This window comes from Streptomyces sp. NPDC002896 (assembly GCF_040295225.1).
In the GTDB taxonomy this organism is placed as follows: Bacteria; Actinomycetota; Actinomycetes; order Streptomycetales; family Streptomycetaceae; genus Streptomyces.
Map to the genome: position 1 here is coordinate 127,667 of NZ_JBEOVA010000005.1, position 25,057 is coordinate 152,723.

Below are 25,057 nucleotides of genomic sequence, written 5' to 3' on the forward strand. Positions count from 1 at the left end.
TTCGCGCTCACCCCTCCGTAGCGCACCCCTTGCCTTATCCCTGTTCCCTGTCCGCCAGCTGGATCACGCACACCGTGATCGCGAGCAGCAGGGACGGGTCCGCCTGGTCGTCCAGGATTTCGACACCGTACGTCTCGCGCACGTGCAGCCATCGGCGCGAGATACGGGCCAGGGGCAAGCCGTCGCGTTCGACGGTGAACTCGCGGTCCAGGATCTTGCCGCGGACGTGCATCTCGGTGCCGTCCGCCAGGGCCACGCGGTAGTGGTTGCGCAGGAGCGACAGGCGCTTGCGCTGCACGGTGGCCAGGGGCTCGCCGTCCCGCTCGATCACCATCGCCCCGCGCAACGCCAGCATCTTCCGCCGGGCGACGATCAGCACCTGCCCCAGCGGGTCCTTCAGCTCGAAGGTGTCCCGCAGGGACAACGCCTTGCCGTCGACAAGAAACGCCTTGCTGCCCTGCTCGTCCTCGATCCAGTAGTCGTCACCGATGCCGAGGATCCGGTCGCGTACGAGGTATCTCATGCGCTCAGGGGTTCCCCCGCAGCAGGCCCGAAACGCCGCCGGTACGCCGACGGGCTGAGCCCCGTCTCGCGGCGCAGCCGGGCGCGCAGGTTCGCCGCGGTGCCGAGGCCGCTGCGCTGGGCGACCACGTCGAGGCGTACCTCGCCGCGTTCGATGAGGCGGCAGGCCAGCGCCACCCTCTCGCCGCTCAGCCAGGCCAGCGGGGTGGTGCCGAGCTGGGCCCGGAACCGGCGGTGCAGGGTGGCCGGGCTCACCGCGGCCCGCGCGGCGAGGTCCGCGACGGTCAGCGGTTCGCCGAGCCGCTCCTGGGCCCAGGCCAGCAGCGGCGCGAGGGACTCGTCCGGTACGTCGGGGACCGGCCGCTCCACGAACTGCCGCTGCCCGCCGTCGCGGTGGGCAGCGAAGACGAGGCGTCGGCTGACGGCATTGGCGATCTCGGCGCCGTGGTCGCGGCGCACGATGTACAGCCCGAGGTCGAGCGCGGAGGCGCTGCCCGACGCAGTGAGGATGTCGCCGTCGTCCACGAACAGGACGTCGGGTTCCAGTCCCACCCGGGGGAAGCGCGCCCGGAAGGACTCTGCCCACATCCAGTGACAGGCGGCCCGGCGCCCGTCGAGCAGCCCGGCCTCGGCGATCGTGAAGGCGCCCGAGCAGAAGCCCACCAGCCGGGTGCCGCGCGCATGCGCCCGACGGACGGCCTCCAGCACGGCGGGACGGCGCGGCACGTCGGTGTCCGGTCTGTTCGGCACGATCAGGGTGTCTGCCGAGTCGGCCGCCTCCAGACCCGCGACGCCGGTGAGCGTGAAGAAACCGTCCCGCATGAGCGTGCGGGGCTCGGGCGAGCACAGCGCGAAGTCGTACAGCTGCCGCCCCAGCTCCGGCCTGCGCAGGCCGAAGACCTCCGTCGCACAGCCCAGCTCGAAGGGGTTCGAGTTCTCGTCGACGATGACGACGACGCGGTGGGGCCTCGTGGGCTGCGCGGGCCCTGTCGGGTGCGAGGAATCTTGCGGCATGTGCGATTTCTAGCACTCACACGCGCGGGACGTCCCGCCCGAGGATGGGCGCATGAGCATGAGCGACGAACCGATCTCCCTCGCCTCCGCCCTAGCCTCCTTCGACGACCGCTGGAGCCCCCGCATCGTCACCCGCGTCAACGACTACGACGTACGCATCGCCAAGGTCGAAGGCGAGCACCTCTGGCACGCCCACGAGCACACGGACGAGTTCTTCCTTGTCATCGACGGCGAGCTGACGATCGCGCTGCGCGAGCCGGGAGCCGGCGAGCGCACGGTCACGCTCCCCAAGGGCTCGGTTTTCACCGTCCCGCGCGGCACCGAGCACAAGCCGAGCGCTCCGTCCGGCGCCTCGATCCTGATGTTCGAACCCACCGGCACCCTGACCGTCGGCGACCGCCACGACGAGATCCCCGCCCACGTGGACGCCACGACCGGGCACGCTCTCGCGTAATGGCACCCTTGAAGGATGAACGACGTCTCCTCCGCGCAGCCGCGCCGCGCCCGTGTCCGTGCCCCCGAGCTGATCGGCAAGGGCGGCTGGCTCAACACAGGCGACCAGCAGTACACCCTCGCTGACCTGCGGGGACGCATCGTCATCCTGGACTTCTGGACCTTTTGCTGCATCAACTGCCTGCATGTCCTGGACGAGCTGCGCGAGCTTGAGGAGAAGCACCGCGACACCGTCGTGATCATCGGCGTGCACTCGCCGAAGTTCGTGCACGAGGCCGAGCACCAGGCCGTCGTGGACGCCGTCGAGCGGTACGGCGTCGAGCACCCGGTCCTCGACGACCCCGAGCTCGCCACCTGGAAGCAGTACGCGGTCCGTGCCTGGCCCACCCTCGTCGTCATCGACCCCGAGGGGTACGTCGTCGCGCAGCACGCCGGCGAGGGCCATGCGCACGCGATCGCGAAGCTCGTCGAGGAGCTGGAGGCCGAGCACGAGGCGAAGGGCACCCTGCGCCGCGGCGACGGCCCCTACGTACCGCCGGAGCCCGTCGCCACCGACCTGCGCTTCCCCGGCAAGGCGCTGCTCCTGCCGTCCGGGAACTTCCTGGTCAGCGACACGACCCGGCACCAGCTGGTGGAGCTGGCCGCCGACGGCGAGAGCGTCGTACGGCGTATCGGCTCGGGCCAGCGCGGCTTCGCCGACGGACCGGCGGACGCGGCGGCCTTCAGCGAGCCGCAGGGTCTGGCCCTCATCGACGACGGGGCGGCGGTCGTCGTCGCCGACGCCGTGAACCACGCGCTGCGCCGCCTCGACCTAGCCACGGGCGCGGTCACGACGCTCGCCGGGACCGGCCGCCAGTGGTGGCAGGGCTCGCCGACCAGCGGCCCGGCCCGCGAGATCGATCTCTCGTCCCCCTGGGACGTGGCCGTCTTCGGCGGCAAGGTGTGGATCGCGATGGCCGGTGTCCACCAGCTGTGGACGTACGACCCGAAGGACGGGAGCGTCGCGGTCGCGGCGGGCACGACCAACGAGGGTCTCGTCGACGGGCCGGGCGCCGAGGCGTGGTTCGCGCAGCCGTCCGGGCTCGCCGTGTCGGCGGACGGGCAGCGGCTGTGGCTCGCCGACTCGGAGTCGTCAGCGCTGCGCTGGGTGGACGCCGACGGCGCCGTGCACACCGCTGTAGGCACCGGACTGTTCGACTTCGGGCACCGCGACGGGGACGCCGAGCAGGCCCTGTTCCAGCACCCGCTCGGCGTCACCGCCCTCCCCGACGGCTCCGTCGCCGTCAGCGACACGTACAACCACGCCCTGCGCCGCTATGACCCCGCGACGGGCGAGGTGAGCACGCTCGCCACCGATCTGCGGGAGCCGAGCGACGCTGTGCTGCTCGCCGAGTCCGGCGACATCGTGGTCGTCGAGTCGGCCCGGCACCGGCTGACGCGGCTGCGCCTGCCGGAGGAGGCCGTGCGCGTGGAGTCGGTCGCCCACCGGACGCAGCGGGCCGCGACCGAGGTCGCCCCCGGCAAGCTCCAGCTGGACGTGATCTTCCAGGCGCCGGCCGGGCAGAAGCTGGATACGCGGTACGGGCCGTCGACCCGGCTCCTTGTCTCCTCTACGCCGGCTGAGCTGCTGCTCGCCGGCGAGGGCGCGGGGACGGATCTCGACCGCGTGGTCGAGCTCAACCCCTCCGTGCCGGAGGGCGTGCTGCACGTCTCCGCCATGGCCGCGTCGTGCGATGACGATCCGGCCAACGAGTACCCGGCCTGCCATGTGCACCAGCAGGACTGGGGGGTGCCGGTTCGCCTTGCGGCGGGCGGGGCGTCGCGGCTGCCGCTCGTGCTGGCCGGCATGGACGAGGGCTGACGTCCGCCCGGGTGGGCACCGTTCGACGTCGGGTTACCCGCCGTCGTGGGGCTGTGCCCACCCTCCCCCAAGCTCTCGGCTTCTCCCCCAGTGCCTTAAGGGCCTGGGAGGTACCCCCAGAGCAGGGGGGGACCCCCATCGCCCTGCGGAACGCCTACCCACAGTGGTGCCGGTACCGCTAGCCGCCGTACCCGCCGCCCCCATGGTGATGGTGCCGCTCTTCCTCCACCACCGGGGAACCCGGCGGCATCAGTACCCGGCGGCGCCTTGCGATGCTGCTGAATGTGGCCACGCCGATGAGGCCGACCGCCATGAGGATCACCCCGACCACGTCGAGGTTGACTCCCTTCATGTCCCAGTCGGTCGCGAACGTGAGGATGGCTCCCACGGCGATGAGGATGATGCACCCGCCGAGGCCCATGAGTGTCGCCTCCCTGTAAGTCCCGTATGGCTGTTCCGGGTCGAGGTCGAGTACCCCTGATGGGAACAGCCATGCGGACGCAGGGATTTGAAAACCCCACGCAAGCGCCTGACGCGGCGCTTCCGACGGGGCGTCAGCCCTCCAGGAACGCCACCAGCGCGTTCGCCAGCAGGAACGGGTCGTCCGCGCCGCACAGTTCGCGGGCGCTGTGCATCGACAGGATCGCGACGCCGATGTCGACGGTCTTGATGCCGTGCCGGGCGGCGGTGATCGGGCCGATCGTCGTGCCGCACGGCATCGCGTTGTTGGAGACGAAGGACTGGAAGGGGACGCCCGCCTTCTCGCACGCCGCGGCGAACACGGCGCGGCCCGAACCGTCCGTCGCGTAGCGGTTGTTGACGTTGACCTTGAGGATCGGTCCGCCGTTCGCGCGCGGGTGGTGCGTCGGGTCGTGCCGCTCCGCGTAGTTGGGGTGCACGGCGTGGCCCGTGTCGGAGGACAGGCACACCGTCCCGGCGAAGGCGCGCGCCTTGTCCTCGTACGAGCCGCCGCGTGCGAAGACCGACCGCTCCAGGACCGAACCGAGCAGCGGCCCGTCCGCGCCGGTGTCGGACTGGGACCCGTTCTCCTCGTGGTCGAAGGCGACGAACACCGGGATGTAGGGGAGATCGGCGCCCGCCACCGCCGCGAGCGCCGCCGTGCACGCGTGCACGGACAGCAGGTTGTCCAGGCGCGGTCCGGCCATCAGCTCGCGGTCGCGGCCCAGATAGGAGGGGCGCTCGATCGAGTGGACCATCAGGTCCCAGCCGGTGACGTCGCCGTGCTGGAGCCCGTTCTCCTCCTCCAGGAAGCGGATCAGGTCGCCCTCGTCCGGGTCGCCCAGTCCCCAGATCGGCTGGAGGTGTCTCTGCTTGTCGAGCTTGAGGCCCTCGGTGTGGACGGACCGGTCGAGGTGGATGGCCAGCTGCGGTACGCGCAGCAGCGCCCGGTCGACGTTGACCAGCACGCTCGAGCCGTCGCGCAGCGAGAGCCGGCCCGCGAGGCCCAGGTCGCGGTCCAGCCAGGAGTTGAGCAGCGGCCCGCCGTAGATCTCGACCGCGACCTGCCGCCAGCCGTGCGCTCCGGTGTCGGGCAGGGGCTTGACCCGCAGGTTCGGGGAGTCGGTGTGCGCGCCGACGATGCGGAACGGCGTGTGCGGTGCGGCGCCCTCCGGCACGTACCACGCGACGATCGCGCCGCCGCGCAGCACGTACTTCCCGCCGGTCGACCCCTCCCAGGCGTCGGTCTCCGAGACCTGCCGGAAGCCGGCCTTCTCCAGCCGCTCGGCGGCGCTCGCCACGGCGTGGTACGGCGACGGGCTCGCCGTGAGGAAGGACATGAGGTCGTCGGTGTGGCCTCGGTCGAAGCATGGCGGAGTGGTCATGGGATCACCTTAACGACGTACGAGGGCCCGCTCCCGGGGGTGGGAAGCGGGCCCTCGTAAAGGGGGGCGTCTCTAGCCGGGTTGACTAGAAGGCTGCCTCGTCGAGGTCCATCAGGTCCAGCTCGACAACCTCGGCCAGCTGACGCTGGACGGCGACGCCCGGCAGGATGTTGGCGGCGAAGAACTTCGCGGCCGCGATCTTGCCGCTGTAGAACGCCTTGTCCTTCGCGGAGGCGGTCTCCAGCTTCTCGGCGGCGACGGCCGCCCCGCGCAGCAGCAGGTAGCCGACGACCACGTCACCGGAGGCCAGCAGCAGGCGGGTGGTGTTGAGGCCCACCTTGTAGATGTTCTTGACGTCCTGCTCGGTGGCCGCGAGGTCGGTCAGCATGACGCCGACGATCGCCTCGAGCTCGACGGCCGCCTTGGCGAGGGAGTCGCGGGCCGCGGCCAGCTCCTCGCCGCCGGTGCCGACCGCGAGGAACTTCTTGATGTCCTCGGCGAGCGAGTTCAGCGCGGCGCCCTGGTTGCGGACGATCTTCCGGAAGAAGTAGTCCTGGCCCTGGATCGCGGTCGTGCCCTCGTAGAGGGTGTCGATCTTGGCGTCGCGGATGTACTGCTCGATCGGGTACTCCTGCAGGAAGCCGGAGCCGCCGAAGGTCTGCAGGGACTGCGCGAGCTGCTCGTAGCCCTTCTCGGAGCCGTAGCCCTTCACGATCGGCAGGAGCAGGTCGTTCAGCGCGTGCAGCTGAGAGGTGTCCTCGCCCGCCGCCTCCTTGACCGCGATCTCGTCCTGGACGGCCGCGGTGTGCAGGACCAGGGCGCGCATGCCCTCCGCGTACGCCTTCTGCGTCATCAGCGAGCGACGCACGTCCGGGTGGTGCGTGATGGTGACCTTGGGCGCGGCCTTGTCCATGAAGTTCGCCAGGTCGGGGCCCTGGACGCGCTCCTTGGCGTACTCGAGGGCGTTGAGGTAACCCGTCGAGAGCGTGGAGATCGCCTTCGTGCCGACCATCATGCGGGCGAACTCGATGATGCGGAACATCTGGCGGATGCCGTCGTGCTTGTCACCGATCAGCCAGCCCTTGGCGGGGTGGCGGTCGCCGAAGGTCATCTCGCAGGTGTTGGAGGCCTTCAGGCCCATCTTGTGCTCGACGTTCGTCGCGTAGACGCCGTTGCGCTCGCCCAGCTCGCCGGTCTCGAAGTCGAAGAGGTACTTCGGGACGAGGAAGAGGGACAGGCCCTTGGTGCCGGGGCCGTGGCCCTCGGGGCGGGCGAGGACGTAGTGGAGGATGTTCTCCTCCATGTCGTGCTCACCGGACGTGATGAAGCGCTTGACGCCCTCGATGTGCCAGGAGCCGTCCTCCTGCTGGATCGCCTTGGTGCGGCCCGCGCCCACGTCCGAACCGGCATCGGGCTCGGTGAGCACCATCGTGGAGCCCCAGGTCCGCTCGACCGCTATCTGCGCGATCTTCTTCTGGACCTCGTTGCCCTCGTCGAAGAGGATGCCGGCGAACGCGGGACCGGACGAGTACATCCAGACCGCCGGGTTCGCGCCGAGGATCAGCTCCGCGTACGACCAGATCAGCGACGGCGGGGCGGTGGTGCCGCCGATCTCCTCGGGCAGGCCCAGGCGCCAGTACTCGGAGTCCATGAAGGCCTTGTAGGACTTCTTGAAGGACGCCGGGACGGGGGCGGTGTTGGTCTCCGGGTCGAACACCGGCGGGTTGCGGTCGGCCTCCGCGAAGGATTCGGCCAGCTCGTTCTCCGCGAGCCGGGTCAGCTCCTCGAGGATGCTCTTGGCGGTGTCGGTGTCCATCTCCGCGAACGGGCCGGTGCCGTACAGCTTGTCGCGCCCGAGCACCTCGAAGAGGTTGAACTCGATGTCGCGGAGATTCGACTTGTAGTGCCCCATGGCGACGGCTCCGTTAGCAGTTCGGGAGGGTTCCTCATACACGTACCAGCAAGTAGCTACGATGATGCTACCCGCCGGTAATAAGAAGCAACCCCTAACGGGCATCTGTGACGCGTTACGCGCCCGCCGGCCGCGCCCGCGCACGTTCAGTGCTCAGACGGGCACCGTGAGCGTCGCCGTGTACCCCTTCTCGACACTCCCCGTCACCGTCGCCAGCTGTTGGTCGTAGCCGTCGCTGAAGATGTTGTCGCTCTCCAGCGAGAGCTGGCTGAGGTTCTGCACGCTCTGGCTGTAGCCGTCCGTTGCGTACACCGTGTCGCAGACGTCCTTCGGCAGTGCGAGCTGCGAGGTGTTCGTGATGGAGGTGGCCGCCGTGGCGTCGTCCAGGCTTCCGTAGACCTCGAAGTGGATGTGCGGCCAGCGGCCCGAGTAGCAGGCCGGGAAGATGCTCTTGAAGGTGACCTGGCCCTTGTCGTCCGTCTCCTGGACGCCGCGGAGGTAGTTCTCCTCGGTGACGCCCTGGGAGTAGAGGGAGTAGTTGCCGTCCCGGTCGCAGTGCCAGAGGTAGACGGCGGCGCCCTTCTTGGGCGTGCCGCAGCCGGAGGCCGCGTCGACGACCGTGAGGGTGATCGTCAGCGGCACGCCCTCGGCGGTGCCGCCCGCCGAGTCGCCGAAGCTGGACGTGATGTCGCTGCGGACGACTCCGCTCTCCTTGAGGACGTTCACGCCGTTCGAGCCGTCGCCGGGGTAGGGACCGGCCGTCTCGTTCGGGATGGTCTCGCAGCTCGCGGACGAGGAGGACGAGCTGCTGGAAGAGGAGGAGGCGGCCGAGGACGAGGCGGCGTCGTCCTCGGCGGCGCAGCCCGCCAGCGGGATCAGGCTCGCACCGGCCAGCAGCCGGATCATCCGGCGGCGGGCGAGGACCGGGAGGTCGTAGGAGAGGCCTCTGTCGTGGTCGTGGAGTTCTTCGTGCATGGCTGTACCCCCTGGCTGTCCGTACCTGCTTGTTCGCCGTGCGTGCCGGTTTGCCCGCTGTGCGGCAGATGCTATGAGCGCCCGCTGTGAGCGGCCAGGGACATCCCTGTGAGCTGCCTGAGGGTCCGCTTGCCCAGGGGCCCCGTCCGGGACCCGTTCGAGGTCGGGCCTGGGGCGGGCGGTACGGGCCCGCCCGTCACGGCGCTCTCGGTACGCTGTGGGCCATGTACGGGTACGAGCAGAACCAGGGCGCCCAGCAGCAGTACGCCCCGCCGCCCCAGCAGGGTTACGGCCAGCAGCCGCCGCTCTATCCCGAGCCGTCGCCGCCCTCGCTGGCGGACGCCGTGCGGGCCTTCACCACGGGGTCGATGTCCGCCGAGGACTTCCAGCAGATCTTCGCGACCTCGAAGGTCTACTGCCCGCGCGGCGACAACCCGGGCTTCCTCGCGCTGCACAACACCCAGCAGCCGGTGATCCCGATGTTCACCTCGCTCAAGCAGCTGCGCAGGTACGCCGGCAAGGAGTCCAAGTACTTCGTGATCACCGGCGCCGAGGTGATCGACCTGCTGCCCACCGGGTACGGCTTCGTCCTCGACATGGAGGGCGAGCACCGGATGGTCTTCGACGCCAAGGCGGTCGAGCAGATGGTGGACTTCGCGATGCGCCGTATGTACGGCTGACGCCGTCGCCCCGCAGGCGGCCGGACCGCCGCGCCTGCGCTTCTTTCGCGCCCGACGCCCGGAGGGAATTCCCTCCGGGCGTTCGTCGTTCTGGGTGGCAGAAAGTTCTACGTTCAACTAATGTGAGGGTAAAGGAGGTCCCGACAATGCCTGCAGTGACGATCGAGAACCCGCTGACCCTGCCCCGTGTGGTGGCGCCGGCGGACGCCGTGGCCCGTCCCGTGCTCGCGGTGACGACGGCACCGAGCGGATTCGAGGGCGAGGGCTTCCCGGTGCGCCGCGCGTTCGCCGGGATCAACTACAAGTACCTCGACCCGTTCATCATGATGGACCAGATGGGCGAGGTGGAGTACGCGCCGGGCGAGCCCAAGGGCACGCCGTGGCACCCGCACCGGGGCTTCGAGACGGTCACCTACATCATCGACGGCACCTTCGTCCACCAGGACTCCAACGGCGGTGGCGGCACCATCACCAACGGCGACACGCAGTGGATGACCGCGGGTGCCGGGCTGCTGCACATCGAGACCCCGCCGGAGTCCCTGGTGATGTCCGGCGGCCTCTTCCACGGCCTGCAGCTGTGGGTGAACCTGCCCGCCAAGGACAAGATGAAGGACCCTCGCTACCAGGACATCCGCGGTGGCCAGGTCAAGCTGCTGACCACGGAGGACGGCGGCGCGCTGCTGCGGATCATCGCGGGTGAGCTCGACGGGAACGAGGGCCCCGGCATCACGCACACCCCGATCACGATGATCCACGCGACCATCCGGCCGGGCGCCGAGGCGACCCTGCCGTGGCGCGAGGACTACAACGGCCTGGCGTACGTCCTCGCCGGAAACGGCACGGTCGGTACGGACCGGCGTCCCGTGCACACGGGTCAGACGGCGGTCTTCGGCGCGGGCTCGTCGCTGACGATCCGCGCGGACGAGAAGCAGGACTCGCACACCCCGGACCTCGAGGTCGTGCTGCTCGGCGGGCAGCCGATCCGCGAGCCGATGGCGCACTACGGGCCGTTCGTGATGAACACCCGCGAGGAGCTCCAGCAGGCTTTCGAGGACTTCCAGAAGGGCAGGCTGGGCACGGTCCCTGCGGTGCATGGCATGTGACGTGGCGTAAGGACTGATGAAAACCCCCGGTTCCCCGGCCGGGGGTTTTCCCTTTGCACCGGCCCGTTTGCACGGGCCCCTCTTCGCGGGCCCTGGCGACCTGACTGGCCGTCACCCGGCCGGAGGCCGCTGTCGCGCCGCCCGGTCCGGCCCGTGGTCGGGTGGACGGTGTGCAGAACCCCGTACCGCCGCCCGCTCTCCTGCCCGAACCCGCGCGCCGCACAGCCGCATGGTGCGTCGTCGTGCTGCTCGTCATGGCCGTGGCCGCCGTCGGGATCTGGCTGTGCATGGTGTTCCGGACGGCCGTCGTCCCGGTGCTGCTCGCGCTGCTCGGGACCGCGCTGCTGCGGCCGCTGTACCGGCGTCTCGTGCGGGTGAAGGTGAACCGTTCGCTCGCGGCCGGGATCACCTGCGCCGCGGTCCTCGCCGTCGTCGGCGGGGCGACGTACATCGTGGTCCGCGCGCTGATCGACACGGGCGACGAGATCATCGCCTCCGTACGGAAAGCGGCCGTCGATCTGACGAAGCACTTCGGCGCGGCCGGGACCTCGCTCGAGGACGTCGCCTCCAACGCCAAGGAACTGCTCGGGAAGTTCGGCGGGACCGCGGCCTCCGGTGTGATCAGCGGTATCAGCGTCGTCGGCGAGGTCCTGGCGATGGCCGTGCTCGCGCTGCTGCTCGTCTTCTTCTTCCTGCGCGACTCCGACAGGGTGTCGTCGGCGCTGCGGTCGCTGGCGCCGGGCGGTACGGGCGAAAGCGTCGTGTCGATGGCGCGTCTCGGCTTCCGGGCCGTCGAGGGGTTCATGCGCGGGACCACGTTCATCGCGCTCATCGACGCCATCCTCATCACCATCGGACTGCTGGTCCTGGGCGTGCCGGGGGCCGTCGGGCTCGGTGCGCTCGTCTTCGTCGGCGCCTACATCCCGTATCTCGGGGCGTTCATCTCCGGGGCGGTCGCGATCCTCGTTGCACTGGCCGACCGCGGATTCGTCATCGCGCTGTGGGCACTCGGCGTCGTCCTCGCCGTGCAGGTGCTCGAGGGGCACGTGCTGCAGCCGATCGTGCAGAGCCGGACCGTGCAGATGCACCCGGCGGCGGTGCTGCTGGCGCTCACCGCGGGCGCTTCCCTCGCGGGCATCCTCGGCCTGCTGCTGGCCGTCCCGCTGACCGCCGCCGCGTTCGGCGTCCTCGGCGAACTGCGCGCCCGTTACGCCAATGGGCCGTCGCCGTCCACCGCGTCCCCGCCGCCCTCCGGGCCTCCGCCGTCCACCGGGCCTCCGCCGTCCACCGGGCCTCCGTCCGGCGCGGCCGACTCGTAGAACTCGAACCAGATGCTCTTGCCCTCGCCCCGCGGATCGACGCCCCAGCTGCCCGCGAGAACCTCCATCAGCAGCAGCCCGCGGCCGGACGACGCCAGTTCGCCGGGACGGCGCTTGTGGGGGAGGTCGTCGCTGGCGTCCGTCACCTCGATGCGCATACGGCGCGCGCCCTGCTCGCCGATGACCTCGGCGACCAGCAGCGCGTGGCTGTCGGTGTGGACGAGGACGTTCGTCAGCAGCTCGGAGACCAGCAGGACGGCGGAGTCGGTCTGGTCGGCGTCCGCCCAGTCGTGCAGCATCTCGCGCAGCTGCTGACGGGCTCCCGCGACCCGCTCGGGCTCCGCCTGCGCGATCGTCAGCACGGTGCGCCGCGATGTCATGATCCGTCCCGGCTCGCTGCTCCTGTGCAGCAGCAGCACCGCGATGTCGTCCTCGCGGCGGTCCGCCAGCGGGCCGGTCGTGTGGTGCGACGACGGGCCGTGCACGGCCTGCACCAGTATGTCGGCGAGCTCCTCGAGGCCCTTGGTGCTCTCGAGTCCCTCGGGGGTGTCGGGCCGGTGCTTCTCGAGGATGGAGCGGATCCGGGACCAGCCGGTCTCCAGGTCGTGGCCGCCGGTCTCGATCAGCCCGTCCGTGCAGATCAGCATGGTCTCGCCCGGCTCGAGGGCGAGCTGCGTCATCGGATAGTCCACGTCCGGGTCGACGCCGAGCGGCAGACCGCCCGCGGTGGGCCGTATCAGCACGGTGCCGTCGCCCATGCGTATCACGGGGTCGGGGTGGCCGGCCCGGGCGATCTCCAGGACGCCGGTCTTGGGGTCCGCCTCCACGTACAGGCAGGTGGCGAACCGCGGGTCGGGGTCCTCGGCCGGTCCGGGACCGGTGGTGGAGCCGTAGGTGAGGGCGTCCGTGATGCCGTACAGGAAGCGGTTGGCGCGCGAGAGCACCGCGTCCGGGCGGTGGCCCTCGGAGGCGTAGGCGCGCAGGGCGATCCGCAGCTGCCCCATCAGCCCGGCGGCCCGTACGTCGTGCCCCTGCACATCGCCGATGACCAGCGCTATCCGGCCGGACGGCAGCGGGATCATGTCGTACCAGTCGCCGCCGACCTGGAGGCCGCCGCCCGTCGGGACGTACCGCGCGGCCACGTTCATCCCCGGGATCTCCGGCCCGAGCGTGGGCATCATCGAGCGCTGCAGGCCGTCCGTCAGCTCGCGCTCCGACTCGGCGGTGCCGGCCCGCGACAGGGCCTGCGCCAGCATCCGCGCCACGGTCGTGAGCACCGAGCGCTCGTCCGGCGTGAACGACACCGGATACGCGAAGGCCGCCAGCCAGGCGCCTATAGTGCGGCCCGCCACGATCAGCGGGAGGAAGGCCCACGACTGGCGGTTGAAGCGCTCGGCGAGCGGCCACGACACCGGATAGCGGCGCCGGTACTCCTGCGGCGACGAGAGGTAGACGGCCCGGCCGGTTCGCACCACCTCGGCGGCCGGGTAGTCGGTGTCCAGCGACATCGCGGCGAAGGGGCCCTCGTCGCCGGGCTGGTGCCCGTGGTGCCCGATGATCGTCAGCCGGTCGCCCTCCGTGCCGAAGACGGCGAGCCCGTCCGGCGAGAAACCCGGCATCGACAGGCCCGCGGCGACCCGCAGCACCTCCTCCGTCGACCGCGCCTCGGCCAGCGCCCGCCCCGCGTCCAGCAGGAACGCCTCGCGCGAGCGGCGCCAGTCGCCGGTGACGGGGGTGCGCGCGGCGGCGTCCGGCGGGGGCTCACTGACCTCCTGGACGCTGCCGATCAGTTCGAACGCGCCCGGGTGGCCGTTCACGAAGGGCTTGCAGCGGCTGCGTACCGTACGGATCACGCGGCCCTGGTCGTCCATGATCCGCAGCCGGGCCTCGGCGAGCGTCCCCTCGGCGACGGCGAGCTGGATGATGCCGGAGATCTCGTTCCAGTCGACGGGGTGGAAGCGGGAGCGCACGGCCGCCTCGGTCAGGGTGACCTGCTCCGCGGGCAGCCCGAGCAGCCGGGCGGCCTCGGCGTCGAGGGTGACCCTTTCGGCCGCGTTGTCCCAGCGCCACAGGCCGGTCGCGAGGGCGGCCAGGACGTCCCCCACCCGCGGCAGGGGATCTTCGGTACGCATTGCCCCACTCTAAGAAGGTCGGGCCGGGCGTCGCCACCGACCGTGTACACGACTACCGGCTGTGTTCGGCATTCGGCGGAAGGCGCCACCGACCGTATTAAGTCGGAGGGCGAGCGTGGCGTGGCCGGTACCCTGGGAAGGCTGGTCCATCCAGATGGGCCGGTCCACCCGAACGCAAAGACCATCGCACGGATCGTACAGATCACTGACGCGAAGACTGGATGAACGACGATGCATCGGTACAGGTCCCACACCTGCGGCGAGCTCCGCGCCTCTGACGTCGGCACCGACGTCCGGCTGAGCGGCTGGCTGCACAATCGCCGAGACCTGGGCGGCATCCTCTTCATCGATCTGCGCGACCACTACGGCATCACGCAGCTCGTCGCCCGCCCCGGCACCGCGGCCGCCGAGGCCCTGGACAAGCTGCACAAGGAGACGGTGGTCCGCGTCGACGGCAAGGTCGTCTCGCGCGGCGCCGAGAACGTGAACCCGGACCTGCCGACCGGCGAGATCGAGATCGAGGCCGCCGAGGTCGAGATCCTGGGCGCGGCCCAGCAGATCCCCTTCACGATCAACGCGGACGACGGTGTGGGTGAGGAGCGGCGCCTGGAGTACCGCTTCCTGGACCTGCGCCGCGAGCGCATGCACCGCAACATCATGCTGCGCACCGCCGTCATCTCCGCGATCCGGCACAAGATGGCCGCGATGGGCTTCAACGAGATGGCGACGCCGATTCTCACGGCGACCTCCCCCGAGGGCGCCCGCGACTTCGTCGTCCCCTCCCGCCTGAACCCGGGCAAGTTCTACGCCCTGCCGCAGGCGCCGCAGCAGTTCAAGCAGCTGCTGATGATCTCCGGCTTCGACCGCTACTTCCAGATCGCGCCGTGCTTCCGCGACGAGGACGCCCGCGCCGACCGCTCGCCCGGCGAGTTCTACCAGCTTGACGTGGAGATGTCCTTCGTCGAGCAGGAGGACATCTTCCGGCCGATCGAGCAGCTGATGACGGAGATCTTCGAGGAGTTCGGCGGCGGCCGGCACGTCACGTCGCCGTTCCCGCGGATCCCGTTCCGCGAGGCCATGCTCAAGTACGGCTCGGACAAGCCGGACCTGCGCGCGCAGCTGGAGCTCGTCGACATCACCGACGTCTTCGAGGGCTCGGAGTTCAAGGCGTTCGCGGGCAAGCACGTGCGCGCCCTGCCGGTGCCGGACACGGCGTCGCAGCCCCGCAAGTTCTTCGACCAGCTCGGTGACTACGCGGTCGAGCAGGGCGCCAAGGGCCTGGCCTGGGTCCGCGTCGCCGAGGACGGCTCGCTGACCGGCCCGATCGCCAAGTTCCTCACCGAGGAGAACGTCAAGGTCCTCACCGAGCGCCTCGGCCTGGAGCCCGGCCACGCCGTGTTCTTCGGTGCCGGCGAGTTCGACGAGGTCTCGAAGATCATGGGCGCGGTGCGCGTCGAGGCCGCGAAGCGCTCCGGCAACTTCGAGGAGGGCGTCTTCCGGTTCTGCTGGATCGTCGACTTCCCGATGTTCGAGAAGGACGAGGACACCGGAAAGATCGACTTCTCGCACAACCCGTTCTCGATGCCGCAGGGCGGCATGGAGGCCCTGGAGACCCAGGACCCGCTGGACATCCTGGCCTGGCAGTACGACATCGTGTGCAACGGCGTCGAGCTGTCCTCGGGCGCCATCCGTAACCACGAGCCGGACATCATGCTGAAGGCCTTCGGTATCGCGGGCTACGACGAGGAGACGGTCGAGCGCGAGTTCGCCGGCATGCTCCGCGCGTTCCGCTTCGGCGCCCCGCCGCACGGCGGCATCGCGCCGGGCATCGACCGCATCGTCATGCTCCTCGCGGACGAGCCGAACATCCGCGAGACCATCGCGTTCCCGCTGAACGGCAACGCGCAGGACCTGATGATGGGCGCGCCGACCGAGCTGGACGAGGCCCGCCTGCGGGAGCTGCACATCCAGGTCCGCAAGCCGGTGGGCGAGAAGTAGGACGGAAGACGGCGGTAGGCGCTGGGGGCGCCGCGCGGCGGAGGCTGCGCGGCGCCCCCGGCGCGTTTCTGAGTTTCCTGTGTGCTCCCACAGGTGTTTCCCATGTCCCTGACAGGGCCGCGCCCTAGCGTCACCGCCATGACGGAACCCCAAGGACCAGCACACAAAAGGGACATGACGCGCCGCAAGGTCGTCATCGCAGGCGGAGCCGCCGTGGCCGCGATCGGTGTCGGCGGCGGAATCGCCGTCAGCGCCTTCGCGGACGAGACCACCGACAGCACGGGCAGCACCGACAGCGCGGAGGCGTGCTACCGGCTGACCTCGGAGACCACCGAGGGCCCGTACTACATCGACGCCGACAAGATCCGGCAGGACATCACCGAGGACAAGGAGGGCATCCCGCTGACCCTCCGCCTCAAGGTGATCGACTCCGAGACGTGCAAGCCGCTGAAGAACGCGGCCGTCGACATCTGGCACTGCGACGCGCTGGGCATCTACTCCGGCTACGAGAGCCTCTCCACCGGCGGCGGTGGCGGCGGCACGCCCCCGAGCGGCGCCCCGACCGACGCCCCTTCCGGGACCCCTTCCGACATGCCCACGGGTGAGCCGCCGTCCGGCGCGCCCGGCGGCGGTGGCGGTGGCGGGGGGCACGAGGAGCCCACCGACGACGAGCGCTACCTCCGCGGCACGTGGAAGACCGACAACAACGGCAAGGTCGAGTTCACGACCATCTTCCCGGGCTGGTACCAGGGCCGCTGCGTCCACATCCACACCAAGGTCCACGTGGACGGCGAGTGGACCGACGCCGGCTACGAGGGCGGCCACACCTGCCACACCGGCCAGTTCTTCTTCGAGGAGGAGGCCGTCCTCGCCTCCGCCGAGGTGGAGCCGTACTCGACGAGCACGACGCAGCGCACGACGCTCACTGAGGACACCATCTACGACCAGAGCGGCACCACGGGCGGTCTGCTCAAGCTGAAGTACAAGAAGAACGACATCGCGAGCGGTGTCATCGCCTCCATCACGGTGGGCGTCGACCCTGACGAGACCCACGACGGCACGGACGACTCGGTCCAGCCGGGGGCGTCCGCGTCGGCTTCGGCGTCGTAGAACCGCATCGCCGCTGGTATGCGAGAGGGCGCCCGGGACGGTCAGGTCCCGGGCGCCCTCTCGTGTGTTGTCCGGACGGATGGACGGACGGGTCAGGTCTGGTCCGGAGTGTTCTCTGCGACTGCCGTGTCCTCGGCAAACAGGTCTTCACCGTGCGTGACCGTGCCGGCCCGGTCCAACCAGTCGCTCAGGCGGTCGAGGTCGGTGCAGGTGGTGATGCGCTGGCGGACGTCGTCTGAGATGAGGAGGCCGCGTACCTCGAGGACGCGCAGGATCCCTTTGCCTCGCCTTCGGCCTTGCCTTCGAGGTAAGCCGTCTCCATGACCGTGCCTCGGCCGGGGAAGTAGCTGACGAAACTCAAGATTCCCCTCCATTTTTCTCTGGCGGGGGTCTTCCCCAGGGTGACGTCCAGGAACTGATAGAAGTAGCTGGCGGCCACGCCGAAGACCGGGGCGAGGATCTCGGGCCGCTCCTGGAAGATGCGGTGCAAGCCCTCGTGAGCTGATGTGACCATGTGCGCACGCTAGGTGGATCAGGGGCTTGCTATCCGGGCGACGGAGAGGGCCGACCCGGTGCGCTCGCACCACATCAACTTTGCCTTCGGCGCCTCCCCGATGCCGCCCGCCGCCGACACGCGCACCAGCGCTCCCTACGGATGGCGCAGCCCTCGTGCACCCCGAGGCGGCTGCTCGTGTTCGGGGGCTCGGGCAGGGAGTGGAGTCCGCGACCATGCGGGCGACGACCTCGCCCGGGCCCGGTTCCACGTACGGAACGCGCGGCGGGGACGTCCAGCGGGCAGGCGGCGACGATATGGCCGAAATCATTCGCGGCCCGAGGCCAATTCCTAGCTGTCCGTGTTCAGATTTCCCGGAAGCCAGGGAGGAGCGCGTCGGACTTGTTCATGCCGCACGCTCGAAGTCGAATCGGCTTGGAATATGCCATTCGAAAATTCCCGAGAAGACCTGAGGCTGGAGAATTCCATGCTCGGCATGGCGCTCGGTGATGAGTGATGCGATGCCGACCAGGGTGCGGTCCGGGAGTTCCTGCTTGTGGACGGTCACCACGTCGAGTGAATATTTGGCGCAGCATTCGAGAACGGCTTCGAAATCATTGATGGAGGCGGCGAAGAGCCGCTGCCCCGGCGCTCCAGCCAGTTTCCTCGAGGAGGCTTCTGCCGGGGTCTGCGGGGGCGTCGCGTGCGCCCGGCGCGTCGGCGCGGCGACGTACTCGGAGCGGGTGGGGAGCGGGAACAGGCGCGCGGGGGGCGGGCGACGGCACCGGCTCGGCGACAGGATCGTCGCCGACGGTGACTTACCGGCGGACGAGGCGCTGGACGCGCTGATCGGCACGGTGCGGGCGCTGGTCGTGGCCAGGTCCGTATAGCACAGCGGAACGTACGGCTGGTGAGTACGGCTGAACGAAACGACCACAACGTACACGCGCCCGGCATACGGGAGACACCTCCGGAATGCCTTGACATACTAAAGAGCCGTCAACCATTCTTTCGCTTCGTAAAAGTTTCAACTCTTGGTGCGAAGGGAGCCTGGCCCGGGGCATGGCCACGGGCAGAATGAGTGAGCGGGCACCTGACGGTGCCGCACCGGAATCGAAAACGCCATTCATCCCTGCCCATTCCTTAACGCATTCTTGACGCGTCGAATGGAACTCCGCTGAAGCTTCCCTCCCAACCCCCCACTTCCGAGGAGGATGCCTCGTGCACTCCGACATGCTGCTCGCCTTAACCGGAACGGTCCCAGAACTGATGGACGCCGCCCTCCGGCCCGCCGTGGCGGCCGCCCATATGTCCCAGGACGCGGAGGGCACCGAGGAGGGCACCGTTCTCTTCGGCTACGGAGCCTCGAACGTCCTGACGCTGTTCGGCTCCCGGCCCGGCTGGACCGTTCACGTCCCCGGACACCCGGACGAAGTGCGCCGCGTGGTCCTGGAATCCGTCGCCCGCGGCGACCGCGCCTACATCCACGTGTCACCGCAGTCCAACGCCGAGCCGCGCGGCATCGGCGGTGGCCACGGCTTCGAGATGGTCCGCGAGGGCCGCTCCGGCGTGGTGGTCGCGGTGGGCCCGCTGCTCGATCCGGTCCTGCGCGCCACGGCCGGGCTCGATCTGGCCGTGCTCTACACGGCCACCATCCGCCCCTTCGACTCGGTCGGCCTGCGTACGGCGGTCCTCGCCGTCGACCATCCGGACGTGATCCTGGTGGAACCCTGCGCGCGGGGCACCTCCGCCCACCAGGTTGCAGAAACGTTGCTTCAGGTACCGCACCGCCTGCTCGCGCTCGGCACCAGCAGCGATGACGGACCGGTCGGCGGCGGCAGCGGCGAGGGATCGGCCGGTGGCGGCAGCGGCGACGGACCGGTCGGCGCCGGTCGAGGAGGCGACGGAGGCCCGGGCGTCGGTCTCGACGCGGCCGGCGGCCACGGCATGGGCGACGGCCTGGACGACTGCATGGGCGACGGCCTGGACGAAGAGAGCATCGCGGCGGCCGTACGGGACTTCATGCGGTGACGGGGGTGGGCGCCCCGCCGACCCGCGGGTCGCACGGCGGACGCCCCCGTCTGGGCCATGGGAGTGATCGTCTCCGGGGCGAGTGTGGCCGGTCCGCCGATCCCGCCGCCGGTCGGCACGATGGAACCCGGCGGCGCACTCGCGGTGGCCGCGCTGCGAAGGCCGTGCTGTGGTCGCACGGCCGAGTCACGCGGCTGGGCCGCCCCCGCCACCGCCGGGAGGAGAGCCCATGCAGAGCGCGAGCACGGATCCGGCACGAGCGCTGCGGACACCGCGCGCAGCAGGCATCGCGGGCGTCCTGTTCGCGCTGCTGCTGGCCACTGCTTTCGTGCTGGTCCGTATCTCGGTCCCCGAGGATCCGGCAAGCGCAGCCGAGTGGCTCGCCGATGAGGACCACCGTGACGCGCTGAAAACCGCACTCGGCCTGGTGCCCTTCGCCGGGGTCTTCTTCCTGTGGTTCATGGGCGCGGTACGGGACTACATCGGACACGGTGGGGAGGACAGGTTCTTCGACACGCTGTTTCTGGGCAGCGGTCTGCTGTGCCTCGCCATGCTGTTCGCACTCGCCGTCGGCATCGACGGCCTCACGGGAGGGGGCGGCGTCTCCCCTCCGACAGGCGAGCAGGAGTCGTGGGAGCTGGGGCGCCACCTCAGCCTCAGCCTGCTGGCGGACTACGCGATGCGTATGGCCGCGGTGTTCACGGTGTGCACCACGGTGATCGGAAGCCGGATCGGAGCCTTCCCGCGCTGGCTCAACTGGCTTGGGGCCGGCGCCGGGCTGGTCCTGATGTTCCTCGTCAGCAGCATCGCCTGGTCCGAACTCGTCTTCCCCGCCTGGGTGCTGGCCGTGAGCGGTTACGTGCTCTGGTCCTCCGTCCGCCGCAGCCGCGGCCGCAGTCGCACCGACCGCACCACAGCCGCTACGTGAGCACCGCTACGTGACTACGCGAGCACAGCCGCTACGTGCGCCGTACTGCTTGCTATTTGAGGCCGTCGAAGGCGATGTTCAGATGCCGGGGGCCCCTGAGGACCGCGTTCTGGCGGTACTCGGGCGGGTCCTGGAGCAGTCGGGGGTTGTCGAGCCGGCGTACGAGCTCGGTCAGGGCGAGTTGTGCCTCGAGCCGGGCGAGAGGGGCGCCGAAACAGCTGTGGATGCCGCTGCCGAGGCCCAGGTGCTGGTTGTCGGGGCGGTTGGGGATGAACCGGTCGGGGTCGGGGAAGCGCTGCGGATCCCGGTTGCCGGACGCGAGGACCAGCCACAGCGAGGCACCCTTGGGGATGACGGTCCCGGCGATCTCGATATCCGTGAGCGTGGTGCGCTGCGGCAGGAGCTGGACCGGCGGCTCGTAGCGCAGCAGTTCCTCCACGAGCGGCACGGCGAGGTCGGGGTCGTCGCGCAGCCGCTGCAGGACGTCCGGGTTGCGCAGCAGCGTGAGCATCCCGTTGGTGATGAGGTTGACGGTGGTCTCATGGCCGGCGATCAGCAGCAGAGCAGCGGTGCTGATCATCTCGACGGGCGACAGCTGACCGTCCGGACCGTGCCCTGCGGCCATGGCGGAGAGCATGTCGTCGCGGGGAGCCTTGCGGCGCTCCTCGATCAGCCCGGCGAGATAGACGGCGAGGTCGGACCGTGCCTGCCGGGTGGTCTCCAGCCGCGCTTCGCGGTCCTCCGCCGAGACCGGGTCGAGGCTCGCGGCGATCGTGTCGGCCCACTGGTGGAATCGCGACTCGTCCTCGCGCGGGATACCGAGCAGCCTGCAGATCACCGTGACGGGGAAGGGGTACGCGAAGTTGTCGACGAGGTCGATGCCGTCTCCGCCCTCCCGGTCCCGGAATCCGTCGATGAGCCCGGAGACGATCTCGGCGAGCTCGCTGCGCATCTCGTGCACCCGCCGGGGGGTGTGCGGAGGCCCGAACGGCCGGTTCGCCAGCCCGCGCAGCCGGTCGTGTTCGGGCGGGTCGAGCCTCAGGAAGGTCGGAGGCAGGTTCGGGTCCTCCTCCTGGGCCGGGCCCATGGGCGCGTCGGGGCTCAGGTTGCGGGCGTCCGAGCTGATCCGCGGATCATGGAGCAGCTCCTTGATCTCCCAGTACGTGCTGACCACGTAGGGGCCTGCCTCGTCCTGCACCACCGGCGTCTTGCGGAGCTCGGCGTACAGGGGGTACGGGTCGGCCCGGTTGGCGTAGTCGGTGATCTGGCGCAGCAGTGCGACCGACGTCATGGCGGGTTCCTTCCAAGTCGCGGGTCCATCGGCCAATTCGCTGGTCCATCGGCCCCATTCGCTGGTCCATCGGCTCGAACAGTGGGTCGACCCAAGGGTCGGCCCAGGTAGCGGGCCCTCCGGCCGGAGGCCGTCGGCTCGGCATGCCCTGTCACGCGCGCAGGGGCGTGAACGAGACGCGTCGGTCGGCCGGTGAGTGGCCGCTGAGCGTGACGGTCGGACCGTGGCTGGGCAGCGAGGGGTCCGGGAAGCCGGCTGACATCGGCCGCATCCCCTCCGGACGCCGGTCGACGCTGGGGTACGGGGGCGGGAACGGCGCGGCCTGTTCGATCTGCCGCTGGTAGAAATCCAGCCATTTCGCCTGGTCGAAGGTGACAGCGGCGATGATGCGGCCCCGGAAGCCGTAGACCGCGGTGAAGCGGCGGTCGGCGAGCGACCCCTGCATGACCATGATCTCCTCGCCCATCGGCGGGACGCCGACCGACTTGATGTTCACACCGAACTGGGCGGACCAGAAGGACGGCGTCCACACGTGGGGGCGGCGGTCCGTACTGGAGTTGATCATGTTGTGGGCGGCGACCTCGGCCTGCGCGATCGCGTTGCCCCAGTGCTCGAGGGAGAGGAACTGGTAGCCGAAGAGCGGGTGCGGGGAGCGGGCGACGTCCCCGGCGACGAAGACGTCGTCGGTCACGATCCCGCGTACGTCGAAGGCGCGGCACCCGGCGTCGCAGGCGATCCCGCGCGGACCCGCGCCCAGTCCGGACCCCGCGAGCCATTCGGTGTTGCGCGTGGCCCCCAGCGATACGACGGCGATGTCGGCCTCGACCGTGGAGCCGTCGGAGAGATGGGCGCACCGCAGACGTCCCGCCTGGTCTCCCTCCAGCCCGGTGACCTGCACGCCGCACCGCAGGTCGACGCCGTGTTCGCGCTGCAGTTCCGCGGCCACCTCGCCGATCACGGCGCCGAGCGCACCCACCAGCGGGGCCGCGCCGCGCTCGGCGACCGTGACGGGCAGCTGCTGCTCGCGGCACGCGGAGGCGATCTCGGAACCGGTGAACCCTGCTCCGATGACGAGAACCCGGCGGGGCCCGGCCTTCAGCCGGTGGTGCAGCCGGGAGGCGTCGTCCACGGTGCGCAGGACGAAGACCCCGTCGAGGTCGGCCTCCAGCTCGTTCGGCCATGGACGGGCACGTACGCCGGTGGTGATCAGCAGCCGGTCGTACTCGACCGAGCTGCCGTCGGCGAGATGCACCCGCTTCGCGTGGACGTCGAGACCGGTGGCCGCGGTGCCCAGCCGCCACTCCGCGTCGATCGCGCGTCGCCGGGGCAGCGCCGTGTGGTCGGGCGGCACCTTGCCGAGCAGCACCTGCTTGGACAGCGGCGGACGGTCGTACGGCTCGTGGGGCTCGTCACCGATCATGGTGAGCGTCCCGCTGAAGCCCTCCTCGCGGAGCGTCTCGGCGGCTCGCAGCCCCGCCAGCGAGGCACCGACGACGACGATGTGCCCCTCGCGCCTCAGCCGCTGAAGGGACCCGTCAAGCGGCATAGGAGGCACCCGCCCGCGCCGGGGCCGACGCGACGTCCGAGCCCTCCACGGTGATGGCCTTCACCGGGCAGGCCTCCGCAGCCCGCAGCACATGCTCCCGCTGCGCGTCATCGGGCTGAGGGTCGTACATCAGCGCCTCGTCACCGTGCATCGTGAACACGTCGGGGGCGAGGAAGGCGCACTGCGCGTACCCCTGACACCGGTTGAGATCAACGACAAGCCTCATGAGGTCTCCGCTACGTCCGTTACGTCGGTTCCTACGGCTTTTTCGTTCCTCTGCCCCCGCGTCCAGCATGGAAGGGGCGGGGGGCGTACGCACGTCCGCCGGACCGACGGAGTGAGGCGCCCCTTGCGCCTATGCTCCGACGAGCTCGCACCAGACGTACTTGCCGGTGCCGGTGAGCGGGTACCAGCCCCAGTCGGCGGACCGGGCGCGGACGAGGGTGAGGCCGCGGCCTCCCTCGGCGTCCGCGGACGCGGGTGGTGTGGGTGTGGATGCGGGCGCCGGTGGCCGAGGGTCCGCGTCCCAGACCCCGACCCGCAGAACGCCCCGCGCCCACCGGAGCCGTATGGCGGCGGGCCCCTTGGTGTGCCGCACGGCGTTGCTGACCAGCTCACTGGCCACCAGCTCGGCGGCCTCCGCGAGCTGGGGGAGCTGGTGGAGGGCGAGGACGAGGCGCAGGGTGCGGCGGCAGATGGTGACGGCGCGGGGGTCGTGGGGGACGTAGAGCGTGTACTCCCAGGGTTCGTCGTCGTTTTCAGGCATGCGGGATCTCCAGGTGGAGGAGGGAGTGGGGCGGGTCGGCGGTGGCAATGCCGCGGCCGTCACGGCATGACGGGGCGGTGCGCTTCCGGGGTCCCGGGGGTGCCGCACTGTGTGCGTCGCGTGACTGACGGTAGGGCACCAATTTGTGCCGCCGCAAGTCGCTTGCATAGGCTGCCACCCACAAGTGGTATGCCAATACGGCTCGTTGAAGGGGAGGAGGTCCGCATGCCGCCGAGGAGTCAGCCGACCGCGCGTCAAGTGCGCCTGGGTACCGAACTGCGCAGGTTGAGGGACGCAGCTGGCATGACCGCCCGTGAGGTGGCGCAGTTCCTCGGGTCCACCTCAGGGCAGATGAGTCAGATGGAGGCAGGCATTGCGGGTGTCAGCGAGCAACGCCTACAGAGACTTGCGGCCCATTACGCCTGTGCGGACCAGGAGTTGATCGATGGCCTCGTAGAGATGGCCACCGACCGTACGCGTGGGTGGTGGGAGGAGTATCGCGATGTACTCCCGCCCGAGTTCCTGGACTTGGCGGAGCTGGAGCACCATGCGCGCTTCATGCAAGTGATTGCGACCGCCCATGTGCCTGGGCTGCTCCAGACCGAGGAGTACGCGCGGGCGGTGTTCGGATACTGGGTTCCGCCACTCCCGGACAGTGAGCTGGAGCTGTGGGTTGCGTACCGCATGCGGCGCCAGCAGGTCCTGTCGCGAGAGGACGCAGTTCCGTACGAGGCGGTCCTGCATGAGTCCGTTCTGCGTACCCGCGTCGCGGACCGAGGGGTGGCTCGTGCTCAACTTGAGGGACTACTAAGCAAGTCGGAGTGTCCCAACGTCTCGCTGCGGGTGATCCCCTTCGATGTCGACGGATTCGCCGGGGCGAGTTCGTCTTTGGTGTACGTGGGCGGCCATGTGCCCGCGTTGGACACCGTGCAGCGGGACACTCCGTACGGCTCGGCCTTCGTGGATGCCTCTGCCCAACTCCACGCCATGCGAACGCTCTTCCGTAAGGTGGAGTCGGCGTCCCTCGACCCCACTCGGTCGCGGGATTTCATTCACCGTCTGTCGAAGGAGTTGTAGGC

Annotated in this window: 23 protein-coding genes; 10 read left to right on the top strand and 13 right to left on the bottom strand. The window is 70.0% G+C overall.

What is annotated here, in order from left to right:
- Positions 1–34: 34 nt before the first annotated feature.
- Together ABT009_RS10045 and ABT009_RS10050 are read right to left on the bottom strand one after the other, a co-directional pair.
- Positions 35–523 carry an LURP-one-related/scramblase family protein gene (locus ABT009_RS10045; RefSeq protein WP_351291558.1) on the bottom strand — a complete coding sequence of 163 codons (489 nt, stop codon included), beginning with the start codon at positions 521–523 and terminating at the stop codon, positions 35–37.
- Positions 520–1,536 (bottom strand): helix-turn-helix domain-containing protein, encoded by a 1,017-nt coding sequence (locus tag ABT009_RS10050; protein WP_351291560.1) that lies wholly within the window; start codon positions 1,534–1,536, stop codon positions 520–522. Before ABT009_RS10050 ends, ABT009_RS10045 begins: the two co-directional genes overlap by 4 nt.
- 58 nt (positions 1,537–1,594) lie before the next feature.
- Here ABT009_RS10050 and ABT009_RS10055 point away from each other — a divergent pair, with 58 nt between their 5' ends.
- Positions 1,595–1,990, top strand: coding sequence for a cupin domain-containing protein (locus tag ABT009_RS10055; RefSeq protein WP_351291562.1), 396 nt, complete (start codon positions 1,595–1,597; stop codon positions 1,988–1,990).
- Between the two features lie 15 nt (positions 1,991–2,005).
- Positions 2,006–3,850, top strand: coding sequence for a thioredoxin-like domain-containing protein (locus ABT009_RS10060; protein ID WP_351291564.1), 1,845 nt, complete (start codon positions 2,006–2,008; stop codon positions 3,848–3,850).
- 178 nt (positions 3,851–4,028) lie between these two features.
- Here ABT009_RS10060 and ABT009_RS10065 read toward each other — a convergent pair whose 3' ends face one another.
- The 4 genes from ABT009_RS10065 to ABT009_RS10080 form a co-directional block, all read right to left on the bottom strand.
- Positions 4,029–4,271, bottom strand: a complete 243-nt coding sequence (locus ABT009_RS10065; RefSeq protein WP_351291566.1) for a DUF6458 family protein — start codon at positions 4,269–4,271, stop codon at positions 4,029–4,031.
- Between the two features lie 133 nt (positions 4,272–4,404).
- Positions 4,405–5,694, bottom strand: coding sequence for a M18 family aminopeptidase (locus ABT009_RS10070; protein ID WP_351291568.1), 1,290 nt, complete (start codon positions 5,692–5,694; stop codon positions 4,405–4,407).
- Positions 5,695–5,779: 85 nt separating this feature from the next.
- Positions 5,780–7,606 carry an acyl-CoA dehydrogenase gene (locus ABT009_RS10075; RefSeq protein WP_351291570.1) on the bottom strand — a complete coding sequence of 609 codons (1,827 nt, stop codon included), beginning with the start codon at positions 7,604–7,606 and terminating at the stop codon, positions 5,780–5,782.
- A gap of 153 nt (positions 7,607–7,759) precedes the next feature.
- On the bottom strand, positions 7,760–8,581 hold the full coding sequence (locus tag ABT009_RS10080; RefSeq protein WP_351291572.1) for an intradiol ring-cleavage dioxygenase: 822 nt from the start codon (positions 8,579–8,581) through the stop codon (positions 7,760–7,762).
- Positions 8,582–8,805: 224 nt separating this feature from the next.
- Between ABT009_RS10080 and ABT009_RS10085 the strand changes: the two genes are divergently transcribed.
- The 3 genes from ABT009_RS10085 to ABT009_RS10095 all read left to right on the top strand — a co-directional run bounded on the left by ABT009_RS10085 (position 8,806) and on the right by ABT009_RS10095 (position 11,683).
- The gene (locus ABT009_RS10085; RefSeq protein ID WP_067274313.1) at positions 8,806–9,261 is read left to right on the top strand and encodes an SseB family protein; all 456 of its coding nucleotides are present in this window, start codon (positions 8,806–8,808) and stop codon (positions 9,259–9,261) included.
- A 146-nt stretch (positions 9,262–9,407) separates the two neighbouring features.
- Positions 9,408–10,364: a pirin family protein gene (locus tag ABT009_RS10090; RefSeq protein ID WP_351291575.1), complete on the top strand. Its 957-nt coding sequence runs from the start codon at positions 9,408–9,410 to the stop codon at positions 10,362–10,364.
- A 161-nt stretch (positions 10,365–10,525) separates the two neighbouring features.
- Positions 10,526–11,683 (top strand): AI-2E family transporter, encoded by a 1,158-nt coding sequence (locus ABT009_RS10095; RefSeq protein WP_351291577.1) that lies wholly within the window; start codon positions 10,526–10,528, stop codon positions 11,681–11,683.
- On the opposite strand, the gene ABT009_RS10100 is transcribed toward ABT009_RS10095, so the two are convergent.
- Positions 11,572–13,815, bottom strand: a complete 2,244-nt coding sequence (locus ABT009_RS10100; RefSeq protein ID WP_351291579.1) for a SpoIIE family protein phosphatase — start codon at positions 13,813–13,815, stop codon at positions 11,572–11,574. The genes ABT009_RS10095 and ABT009_RS10100 overlap by 112 nt on opposite strands.
- 231 nt (positions 13,816–14,046) lie before the next feature.
- Here ABT009_RS10100 and aspS point away from each other — a divergent pair, with 231 nt between their 5' ends.
- Both aspS and ABT009_RS10110 read left to right on the top strand, forming a co-directional pair.
- Entirely contained in the window at positions 14,047–15,813 is a 1,767-nt protein-coding gene (gene aspS / locus ABT009_RS10105; protein WP_351291581.1) for an aspartate--tRNA ligase, read from the top strand.
- A gap of 138 nt (positions 15,814–15,951) precedes the next feature.
- Positions 15,952–16,923: an intradiol ring-cleavage dioxygenase gene (locus ABT009_RS10110; RefSeq protein WP_351291583.1), complete on the top strand. Its 972-nt coding sequence runs from the start codon at positions 15,952–15,954 to the stop codon at positions 16,921–16,923.
- 187 nt (positions 16,924–17,110) lie between these two features.
- On the opposite strand, the gene ABT009_RS10115 is transcribed toward ABT009_RS10110, so the two are convergent.
- Together ABT009_RS10115 and ABT009_RS10120 are read right to left on the bottom strand one after the other, a co-directional pair.
- Positions 17,111–17,437, bottom strand: coding sequence for a hypothetical protein (locus tag ABT009_RS10115; protein WP_351291585.1), 327 nt, complete (start codon positions 17,435–17,437; stop codon positions 17,111–17,113).
- A 385-nt stretch (positions 17,438–17,822) separates the two neighbouring features.
- Positions 17,823–18,362, bottom strand: coding sequence for a hypothetical protein (locus tag ABT009_RS10120; RefSeq protein WP_351291587.1), 540 nt, complete (start codon positions 18,360–18,362; stop codon positions 17,823–17,825).
- Positions 18,363–18,637: 275 nt separating this feature from the next.
- Between ABT009_RS10120 and ABT009_RS10125 the strand changes: the two genes are divergently transcribed.
- Together ABT009_RS10125 and ABT009_RS10130 are read left to right on the top strand one after the other, a co-directional pair.
- Positions 18,638–19,447, top strand: coding sequence for a transketolase (locus tag ABT009_RS10125; protein ID WP_351291589.1), 810 nt, complete (start codon positions 18,638–18,640; stop codon positions 19,445–19,447).
- Between the two features lie 229 nt (positions 19,448–19,676).
- Entirely contained in the window at positions 19,677–20,375 is a 699-nt protein-coding gene (locus tag ABT009_RS10130; protein WP_351291591.1) for a hypothetical protein, read from the top strand.
- Between the two features lie 52 nt (positions 20,376–20,427).
- On the opposite strand, the gene ABT009_RS10135 is transcribed toward ABT009_RS10130, so the two are convergent.
- The 4 genes from ABT009_RS10135 to ABT009_RS10150 form a co-directional block, all read right to left on the bottom strand.
- A complete protein-coding gene (locus ABT009_RS10135) occupies positions 20,428–21,666 on the bottom strand; it encodes a cytochrome P450 (protein ID WP_351291593.1) in 1,239 nt (412 codons plus the stop codon).
- A 151-nt stretch (positions 21,667–21,817) separates the two neighbouring features.
- Entirely contained in the window at positions 21,818–23,212 is a 1,395-nt protein-coding gene (locus tag ABT009_RS10140) for an NAD(P)/FAD-dependent oxidoreductase (protein ID WP_351291595.1), read from the bottom strand.
- Positions 23,202–23,438 (bottom strand): ferredoxin, encoded by a 237-nt coding sequence (locus ABT009_RS10145; protein ID WP_351291597.1) that lies wholly within the window; start codon positions 23,436–23,438, stop codon positions 23,202–23,204. Before ABT009_RS10145 ends, ABT009_RS10140 begins: the two co-directional genes overlap by 11 nt.
- A gap of 129 nt (positions 23,439–23,567) precedes the next feature.
- Positions 23,568–23,978 carry an ATP-binding protein gene (locus ABT009_RS10150; protein WP_351291599.1) on the bottom strand — a complete coding sequence of 137 codons (411 nt, stop codon included), beginning with the start codon at positions 23,976–23,978 and terminating at the stop codon, positions 23,568–23,570.
- A gap of 225 nt (positions 23,979–24,203) precedes the next feature.
- Here ABT009_RS10150 and ABT009_RS10155 point away from each other — a divergent pair, with 225 nt between their 5' ends.
- On the top strand, positions 24,204–25,055 hold the full coding sequence (locus ABT009_RS10155) for a helix-turn-helix domain-containing protein (protein WP_351291601.1): 852 nt from the start codon (positions 24,204–24,206) through the stop codon (positions 25,053–25,055).
- Positions 25,056–25,057: the final 2 nt, after the last annotated feature.